Here is a 9,695-nt window from a genome sequence, read left to right as displayed (position 1 = left end):
TTCTTTTAGTTGTTGATTTCATAACACTCTCCAATTTTGGGGGTGGAAAGTGTCAACCTTATTTAGGACGGCACAATGAGATAAAGAAAAGCGAAGGTCATCCCTTCGCTTTTTTGTACTTATTACTCTGCACCTGAAGTGGGGGCTGGTGAGGCAGAGATTGCTTGAGAAGGTGGTTGGTAATTGACGTCACTGAAATCAATCTTCGGGAACAAAAACTGCGCTTCAGCTCTAATTTGCTCCGCTTTACTTGAGTCATCTAAGCCTTGGTAGGCCAAAATCAAATTATTATAAAATGCAGGGCGAGGCTTATCTTTGATGATTTTTAGCGACCAATCGATATAAGGCTGAATCAAGGTTGCGTCTTGTTGGTACAGCCCAAGGTTTAAAAACGTGCTATAGACATCCCAATCAAACCTGTCTTTCCAAACCACAGGGTTACTGACTTGATTCAGAATATCAGGGTTAGTTGGTCTAGTGGTCTCAAACTTCGTCAATACATAGTTCGTATGTAATGCGCTTACCATGTAAAACGTAAACGCAACGGGAAGTACCAAACTAAAAACACGCAGCAAGCTTTTGGTCACATTACTAAAGCCGACTTGTCGATAACGAGAGACGCGCTGATCGACCCAGTACAGTAGGATAACGAAGATCAACCAATGCACGAGAGAGTGGTAGAAAGGGTATTCCAGTTGCGAGTGCAATACGATAGGTATAAACAAGGCCAGCAACGCAAGACGAGTTCCGCGTTTGGCTTGATAGATTCGATACAGTACCAGTGCCATCGCTAAGAAGATGCCGAGTATTGGCAGCAAGCCACCTTCTACTCCCCAGTAAAGCAGCTCGTTATGCGGATGATCCATGGCTGGCAAACCAGCTGGGTAATTCTCATTTAGGGCATGTTGACGAGCCGTATACAGCATGTACTCAGATTCAAACTTACCATATCCATAACCAGTAAAAGGCTTTTCAATCACCATGTCTAATGTTTGCGGAAAAGTATACGCTCGAGGAGACTCCATATTTACTTTTTCTGCGGCTAACCCACCTCCATCAGGAAAGGCAAGATGCATGACAACGACGGAGAATAAGAGCCCACTTACAAGTGACACAACCCAGCGGATAAAGCGCCCTTTGGTTGCAAAACGGTACATGTATGGAATGACCAACAACACGGCGATGACCGAGGCTAACCAACCAGTGCGTGAAGCCAACGCCACAATTAGTGGTAAAGTTAAAACTGGCACGGCATAGAGAAGGTAAACATCGCTTAACTTACGGTCGTATTTGTAGGGCTGACGTGCAAGTAAATAGCTGGCAATCACCAACCCTGTCGCAAGAAAGCTGGCCATTACATTGGGCTGTTGGAAAATACCATAAGGACGATTGGCCACCGTGTCGTAACCAAACGGATTACCTGGTTTGAGATACAGATATTGTGTCAGACCAAAAATGGCTTCGATAACAACCGCAAGGACAATGAACCATAATAGGCGTTGGCGATGTTTATTACTGAAATGAAATTGTTGTAAAACAATAAAGAACAGGACACCACACCACAGGCCAATGAGCTTATTGGCTGCCAAGCTGCTATTCGCATTTGGGTACAGAATGGGCACTGTCATGATAAGAGCACTAATGAACAAGCCGATGGTTAGTTTTGAGTAACGTAGCACTCGATTATTCGCTAGTTGGTAACACCCAATGCCTAATGCAAAGCTAAAAGCAATCCAAGTTGTCGCATTGAACGAAAGCGAAAGCCCCGAACCGCCGGGGTTGGGCATGAAAAAGTGCATTGCCAACACAAATAGTGTTGCCAAGGCAATGAGAAACTTGCGATTGAGGGGAACCTGTACTTTTTCGGGAGAAAGCTTTGTTCCACTTACATGTATAGTAGCCATAGTTATTGCGTTGTTTTGAATGAAAAAAGACCAGCACTTGCTGGTCTCGATACTTTACCTGTTTTTTCTACTTCAACATAGGCTTGAGGAAGTGAGCTGTGTGCGAACCCTCGATTTGCGACACATCTTCCGGAGTGCCTTGAGCGATTATCTCGCCGCCACCTTGACCCCCTTCAGGACCAAGATCGATAATCCAGTCCGCAGTCTTAATGACGTCCAGGTTATGCTCGATCACCACGACAGTATTTCCGTGGTCGCGAAGTCTGTGCAGTACAGTGAGCAACTGCTGGATATCATGGAAGTGAAGGCCGGTTGTTGGTTCATCCAAAATGTACAAGGTTTTTCCTGTATCACGTTTGGATAGCTCTCGCGCCAGTTTCACACGCTGTGCTTCACCACCGGAGAGTGTTGTTGCCGCTTGACCCAATCGTATGTACGACAAACCGACATCCATCAGTGTTTGTAGTTTGCGAGCGATGGCAGGAACTGGATCGAAGAAGGTGCGTGCATCTTCGACCGTCATTTCTAGCACTTCATCAATAGTTTTACCTTTGTAACGTACTTCGAGCGTTTCACGGTTGTAGCGTTTACCTTTACACACATCACATGGCACATAAACATCTGGTAGGAAGTGCATTTCTACTTTGATAACACCGTCACCCTGACAGGCCTCACAACGACCACCGCGTACGTTAAAACTAAAACGGCCCGGTTTGTAACCGCGAGAACGCGACTCCTGTGTGCCTGCAAACAGTTCACGGATTGGGGTAAAGATCCCCGTATAGGTTGCAGGGTTAGAGCGAGGTGTACGGCCAATTGGGCTTTGATCGATATCGATGACTTTATCGAAGTGCTCTAGACCTTTAATCGATTTATAAGGTGAAGGCTGAGCCGTTGTTGCTCCGTTAAGTTGGGTATGCGCAATTTTAAAGAAAGTATCATTAATCAGCGTTGATTTACCTGAGCCAGATACTCCTGTAATACAGCTGAATAACCCAACAGGAATTGAAAGGTTAACGTTTTTAAGGTTATTACCTGTAGCGCCTAATAGCTCAACCGTTTTTTTCGGATCTCGCGGCGTGCGATCTTTCGGTACTGCGATTTCTTTAACACCACTTAAGTACTGACCTGTCAGAGAATTCGGATTCGCGACTATCTCTTCCATGGTGCCTTCCGCAACAACATTACCACCATGTACGCCAGCACCAGGACCAATATCTATGACATGATCTGCACAGCGAATCGCATCTTCATCGTGTTCTACCACAAGTACGGTATTACCTAAATCGCGCAAATGAGTCAGTGTTTTTAGGAGTCGTTCGTTATCACGCTGGTGGAGGCCAATCGACGGTTCATCTAAGACGTACATGACACCAACAAGACCTGCACCAATTTGGCTTGCTAAACGAATACGTTGAGCTTCACCGCCTGATAAGGTTTCAGCACTGCGTGATAAGTTTAGGTAGTTCAAACCGACGTTAACTAAGAATTGCAGACGGTCGTTGATTTCCTTCATCACTTTTTCAGCGATTTGGGCGCGTTGACCTTCCAGTTTCAAGGAATGGAAGAATTCCAATGCATCAGCAATGCTGAGTTCAACAATCTCAGGTAGTGTCGTATCAGCAATAAACACGTTACGTGCTTCAAGGCGTAGACGAGTACCGCCACAGCTTGAACAAGATTTAGTGGAGATGTATTTTGCAAGCTCTTCACGGACAGAGTTGGATTCTGTATCACGATAGCGACGTTCTAGGGTATTCAGAATACCTTCGAATGGATGGCGTTTAACGCGAATATCGCCACGATCGTTGATGTATTTAAACTCAATCTCAGTACGACCTGAGCCCTTTAGAATGACATCTTGCGTTTTCTTTGGCAGAGAATTAAAAGGGGCATGGAGGTCAAAACCATAATGATCGGCCAATGAGGTGAGCATTTGGAAGTAGTAGTAGTTCTTTTGATCCCAACCGCGAATCGCACCTTGTGCCAAGCTTAATGAATCATCTTGAATGACTCGGCTTGGATCGAAGTATTGTTGAACACCCAAGCCATCACAAGTGCCACATGCACCAGCAGGATTGTTGAATGAGAAAAGTCGCGGCTCTAACTCTTGCATGCTGTAACCACATTGTGGACAAGCGAAGTTGGCGGAGAAAATAATCTCTTCACCGTCGCCATCCATTGGCGCGACAACCGCAATTCCGCCTGATAATTCGAGCGTGGTCTCGAAAGATTCGGCCAAGCGCTGTTGTAAGTCTGGACGAACTTTAAAGCGGTCTACCACGACTTCAATGGTGTGCTTTTTATGTAGCTCAAGGGTTGGAGGATCGGAAAGATCGCAAGTTTCTCCATCAATACGCGCACGAATAAAGCCTTGAGCCGCTAAGTTCTCAAGCGTTTTAACATGCTCACCTTTACGTTCTTTGACAATAGGCGCCAATAGCATCATTTTGCTGCCTTCCGGCATCTCTAGGACTTTGTCCACCATTTGACTGATGGTTTGCGCAGCAAGAGGGGCATGGTGCGTTGGACAGCGGGGTTCGCCCACACGAGCATACAATAGACGTAAGTAGTCGTAGACTTCGGTAATTGTACCGACGGTTGAACGCGGGTTATGAGAAGTAGATTTCTGTTCAATAGAAATCGCGGGTGATAACCCTTCAATGTGGTCGACATCGGGTTTTTCCATCAGAGACAAAAACTGACGAGCGTAGGCAGAGAGAGACTCTACGTAGCGTCGTTGGCCTTCTGCATACAATGTATCGAAAGCGAGAGAGGATTTACCGGAGCCACTTAGTCCAGTAATGACAATCAGTTTATCGCGAGGGATTGTAAGATTAATGTCTTTAAGGTTATGGGTTCGGGCACCGCGAACTTCTATTTTATCCATCGTTTTTGCTCTATGTATAACCAAGTGGGGCAAGTATTACATAGTGTGAGAAATGTGCAAAGAAAATTACTGGATAAAAAAACAGTAAAGTAAAAAGCCCAGCGTTGTGCTGGGCTTTCGATACAGTAATTTCGTACTACGACGATGCTTTATACTGCTTTTTGTGTTGCGTGCTTACCTAGCTCAGAGGTTTTTTCATCTTTTAGATACAGGTTTTCAAAACAATAGTTAGTTGCTTCGATGTAACCTTCAACGCTACCACAGTCAAAGCGTTTGCCCTTGAATTTGTAAGCCAATACACAGCCCGCTTTTGCTTGTTTTAGCAGCGCGTCAGTGATTTGAATTTCACCACCTTTACCAGGTTCGGTGTTTTCAATCAGTTCAAAAATATCGGGAGTCAGGATGTAGCGGCCAATGATAGCAAGGTTACTAGGCGCCGTGCCTTTCTCTGGTTTTTCTACCATGTCGTCTACGCGGTAGATGTCGTCTTTGATCATTTCACCAGAGATAACGCCGTATTTGTGTGTTTCTTCGGCTGGTACTTCTTGTACTGCAACGATAGAACAGCGGAACTGCTTAAATAGTGCCACCATCTGAGCCAGTACGCCCTCTTGCTCGTTCACACAAAGGTCATCAGCAAGAACAACAGCAAATGGCTCATCGCCTACCAATTCTCGTCCAGTTAGAATCGCGTGGCCCAAGCCTTTCATTTCGCGTTGACGTATATAAGTGAAGTTTGCAGATTCAATGATTTCACGGATATCTACCAACAGCTCTTCTTTGTTGGTACCGCTAATCTGATGTTCCAGTTCGTAGTTCTTATCAAAGTGGTCCATGATCGAGTGCTTGCCACGACCTGTCACAATACACATGCCGTTCATACCAGCTTGGATTGCTTCTTCGACACCGTATTCAATAAGCGGTTTGTTCACAACTGGCATCATCTCTTTTGGCATAGATTTCGTTGCCGGTAGGAAGCGTGTGCCATAGCCTGCAGCAGGGAACAGACATTTTTTTATCATTGGGGGAATATCCTATCTCGTTTTTATCAAGAATCTGCGCATAACTTTAACACGAGAGGTATCAATGAATCATGAATAAAGTAGGAAAAAATGTGAGACTCGGTGCGGAAAAAAGATGAGCGACTCGTCATTTCAGTTATCAGAGCCGCTAACATTGCATCAAGACATTAAGTTTTGGTCTGCCCAGGCGATTGCCTGTACTCGGTTCTTTACGGATAGCTTTTTGAATATCTGATACAAGTGCGATTTGATGGTGAATTCACTGACGAATAACTCCTCGGCCATCTGACTGTTCGAGGCGCCAGCTTGTAGGCAACGCAGTACTTGTAGCTCACGAATGGTTAGGTCTACCGTAGCTGGTGCAGTATGAGTATTAATGACATTGCGGTAATAGTGTAAAAGTTGACTGGTTACATTACGCGGCAGCCAGTTTTGACCGTTAACAATGCCTTTTAACCCTTCTCCAATTTGCTCTAGCGTATCTTCAGAATAAAACACACCTTTTAATTGACCAAATGAAAGAAGTTCATCTGTGGTTAGTCTTTTAGGCACGTTGAAGACAACGGTTTCAAAGTTTTTCCATACAAGAGGCAAGTTTTTGATCGATTGAACAAGTGATTTATGTTCACTGAAGTCGATCAGTAGAATTTTATTACGGTGTTGTGGCTTGGCTTCCATGAGTGCTGCGGTTGAAATCACCGGGATGCTCATATCAACGTACTTTTCGAGTGCCGCCACTTTTTTTTGCGCATTATCTTCCATACTGATCAGAAATAGCTTTCTTGCGTAAGCCGACTTTCTCACGTGTTCCAATCTCCCTGGGTTCAATAGAAGCCATAAACTGGCATTAAAGAGAGGCCATAACCATCGCTTTACTGAATAAATGCGTTCGAATTCAAAGCTTCACGAAACGATGTCTGCAACGCGAATCAAAAATGCTACACACGTAAGTTGAAATACGATTTGGGTTCTAGAGGATGACTCAATAGATCACAATGGTATTAGACTTTAATCAAAACATTAAAGCGTGCTATTCTAATGCGCTAAAATTTTATATATCCAGAGTGAAACGGAGCACATCATGGCCAGCCGTGGAATTAACAAAGTTATTTTGGTGGGGAATCTAGGTAACGACCCTGAAATTCGTTACATGCCGAATGGCGGTGCAGTAGCAAACATTACTATTGCGACTTCTGATTCATGGCGTGATAAAGCGACTGGCGAACAGCGCGAAAAAACGGAATGGCACCGTGTTGTGTTGTTCGGCAAACTTGCGGAAGTAGCAGGTGAGTATTTGCGTAAAGGCTCTCAAGTTTACATTGAAGGGCAACTGCAAACTCGCAAATGGCAAGATCAAAGTGGTCAAGATCGCTACTCAACTGAAGTCGTTGTTCAAGGCTTCAATGGTGTGATGCAAATGCTTGGCGGTCGTGCTCAAGGTGGCGGCGCACCTATGGGCGGTCAACAGCAGCAAGGTGGATGGGGTCAGCCTCAACAGCCAGCTCAGCAGCAGTACAATGCGCCTCAGCAACAGCAACCACAACAACAGGCTCCGCAGCAATCACAGCAGCAGTACAATGAGCCACCAATGGATTTTGACGACGATATCCCGTTCTAAATTCTGCTTATGCTTGAATCGAAAAGGCCGCGAATATCGCGGCCTTTTTTATTGTCGCAATCTAATGATCTCACAGGCTTATCTTGGCAAGGTTAGGCGTAACAATAAAACTTATCAATGAGTGTGATTTTCTTTATGCTCCAGCCTCTCACTATCAGACTAATCCGATTGTTTGATGAACTCTTATCAAGTATAAATATTTCAATAAGGTATATGATGAATAAAAAAGGAATTTGGTATTCATGAGGTATACCCCAACTCTTAAGTTAAGCACACGGCTGGTGGCCTTTGTCACCATGATCGTTATCTGCGCCATGTTTATCTTGTTTGTCGGTGGCACCCTCTCTTTTAAACGTCTTGGGCAGGAATATCTCACCCATTATTTAGAAGGGATCGTAGAGGTGGTCGACAAGGAGATGGAAGATCCTGACGCTGCTTATTCTATGCAGCGCTGGATGCCGAAGATGCTGCAGGCTTCCAATATTGTCGAAATGACGTTGTCGACCAACAACGCCGTTGTTTATCGCTTCAAAGATACTTCTCATCAAATGGAAGCGTCAGTCTTGTTTGAGGCTGAGTACCAGTTGACTCACAATCAAGATTACACGATTCACTTTAAAGCAATTCCCCCTTACTTAGGTTACAGCTACTCAATGCAGGCGCTTTGGTCGATCACGCTTGCCGTTATATTGATCATCTTCTGCTTAATGCGCGGCGTGGCATGGCTTAAGGAACAATTAGAAGGCTCCGAAATGCTCGAAGAGCGAGGCAGAATGATCCTGGCTGGTAGGGTAGAGCAGTATGCCAAAGGTGACAAAAAAGAATGGCCTTACACCGCCAGTGAAGCGCTCGATGTATTAATCGAAGAGTTACAAGATGCGCGTCAAGAGCGAAGCCGATTTGATACCTTTATTCGAACTCAAACCTTCCTTGATAAGCTAACCGGTACCGCTAACCGAGTGTTATTTGATAGCAAGTTGGAATCGGCGTTACTAGAAAGTGGGGCTCGCGGCGCCGTGTTGCTAGTTCGTATTCAAGACTGGAAACTGGTTGAAGAAGAGCAAGATAAGCAAATTACGGATGAGTTTATTGTTGAAGTTGGGAGTTTATTGTCCAATTTAGTTCAACGATACCCAGATGTTGTATTTTCCCGTTATTACGATGCTGATTTTGCGCTTTTTCTACCGCACCAAAGTGCGAAAGATGTGGCTAACCTCGCCTCGCAATGCATTCGCCAGTTAGAAAAGTTAATGCCGCCAGAGCCACTTGATCCAGACAACTGGTGCCATATTGGCATCACCACTTATAAAGAAGGTGAGCGACACAGCCAAATCATTGATGAAGCCGAGACTGCTTTGCGTAGTGCGCAACTACAAAATAACAATAATTGGAGTCGCTTCAAAAAATGGAACCACGATGAAGAAGCTCGCGGAAGTGTGAGGTGGAGAACGTTATTTGACACAGCACTTACACCTGAAAGTGTGATACTCTACGCACAATCTGTGCACCCAATAAGTGACGCGACGCATAAAAAATCATTATATGAAGAGTTAACATGTCGGATTCGCGATCCTGAGAATGGGATTGTTAAAGCGTCTCGGTTCATTTCTGCGATCAGACAGGTTGGTTATGAAGCGCAAATGGATAAGTCAGTTATTAATAAATTCTTAAGAGAGTTTAAGGATAATTTTGATAACTCAAGATCGTATGCGCTCAATTTGAATGTAACGCCATTTTCTAACCGAGAGTACTTTAAATGGTTTCGTGATGAACTCTTACAGTTGTCACGTGAGCAGAGAAAGTGTCTCAGTTTTGAGTTTGTTGAAGCACAATTTGTAAGACACTTAGACTTTATGCGACCAGTCGCTAAAATGCTGGCCGGTTTGGGGTGCCACTTAATGGTTGGGCAGGCTGGGCGTACCATCGTCAGCACTCACTATTTAAAAGAAGTGGACATTCGTTACCTAAAACTTCATCGCAGTTTAGTAGCAAAAATCGACCAACGACATGAAAACCAGCTATTTGTCCGCAGTATGCTAGGTGCGGCGGCAAACAGTAAAACTAAAATTATAGCAGTGGGTATTGAGAATCAGAACGAGCTCAACACATTAGTTGAGCTCGGGGTTTATGGTGGGCAAGGGCGTTACTTTTCTGCGGAGCAGCAGTTTCTTCCTCGTCCCCAAGCGTTGCCGAATTCTCAATCAGAATCCCAAGTTAAATTGGGAAGACGAAATCGCTGGCGGAAAAAATAAAGATAATAA

General features: G+C 44.6%; 6 protein-coding genes. 2 read left to right on the top strand and 4 right to left on the bottom strand.

The features are described 5' to 3' along the window. Positions 1–122: 122 nt before the first annotated feature. From R7M72_RS19535 to R7M72_RS19520, 4 genes are all read right to left on the bottom strand, one after another. Positions 123–1,904, bottom strand: a complete 1,782-nt coding sequence (locus R7M72_RS19535; RefSeq protein ID WP_053350598.1) for a PglL family O-oligosaccharyltransferase — start codon at positions 1,902–1,904, stop codon at positions 123–125. Positions 1,905–1,971: 67 nt separating this feature from the next. Next, a complete protein-coding gene (gene uvrA / locus R7M72_RS19530; RefSeq protein ID WP_005381241.1) occupies positions 1,972–4,794 on the bottom strand; it encodes an excinuclease ABC subunit UvrA in 2,823 nt (940 codons plus the stop codon). 149 nt (positions 4,795–4,943) lie between these two features. Then, on the bottom strand, positions 4,944–5,816 hold the full coding sequence (gene galU, locus R7M72_RS19525) for a UTP--glucose-1-phosphate uridylyltransferase GalU (protein ID WP_005381239.1): 873 nt from the start codon (positions 5,814–5,816) through the stop codon (positions 4,944–4,946). Positions 5,817–5,975: 159 nt separating this feature from the next. Continuing rightward, positions 5,976–6,620 (bottom strand): LuxR C-terminal-related transcriptional regulator, encoded by a 645-nt coding sequence (locus R7M72_RS19520; protein ID WP_005381237.1) that lies wholly within the window; start codon positions 6,618–6,620, stop codon positions 5,976–5,978. A gap of 277 nt (positions 6,621–6,897) precedes the next feature. Between R7M72_RS19520 and R7M72_RS19515 the strand changes: the two genes are divergently transcribed. Further along, entirely contained in the window at positions 6,898–7,434 is a 537-nt protein-coding gene (locus R7M72_RS19515; RefSeq protein WP_315956608.1) for a single-stranded DNA-binding protein, read from the top strand. A 242-nt stretch (positions 7,435–7,676) separates the two neighbouring features. Beyond that, positions 7,677–9,686, top strand: a complete 2,010-nt coding sequence (gene csrD, locus R7M72_RS19510; RefSeq protein ID WP_171346111.1) for an RNase E specificity factor CsrD — start codon at positions 7,677–7,679, stop codon at positions 9,684–9,686. Positions 9,687–9,695 lie beyond the last annotated feature (9 nt).

Source organism: Vibrio sp. YT-18 (genome assembly GCF_033337345.1).
GTDB lineage: Bacteria > Pseudomonadota > Gammaproteobacteria > Enterobacterales > Vibrionaceae > Vibrio > Vibrio alginolyticus.
This window is presented reverse-complemented; position numbering and strand designations above follow the sequence as displayed.

Coding starts and splice junctions, on each gene's coding strand:
- R7M72_RS19535 (WP_053350598.1), bottom strand. CDS start 1,904: ATGGCTACTATACATGTAAGTGGAACAAAGCTTTCTCCCGAAAAAGTA.
- uvrA (WP_005381241.1), bottom strand. CDS start 4,794: ATGGATAAAATAGAAGTTCGCGGTGCCCGAACCCATAACCTTAAAGAC.
- galU (WP_005381239.1), bottom strand. CDS start 5,816: ATGATAAAAAAATGTCTGTTCCCTGCTGCAGGCTATGGCACACGCTTC.
- R7M72_RS19515 (WP_315956608.1), top strand. CDS start 6,898: ATGGCCAGCCGTGGAATTAACAAAGTTATTTTGGTGGGGAATCTAGGT.
- csrD (WP_171346111.1), top strand. CDS start 7,677: ATGAGGTATACCCCAACTCTTAAGTTAAGCACACGGCTGGTGGCCTTT.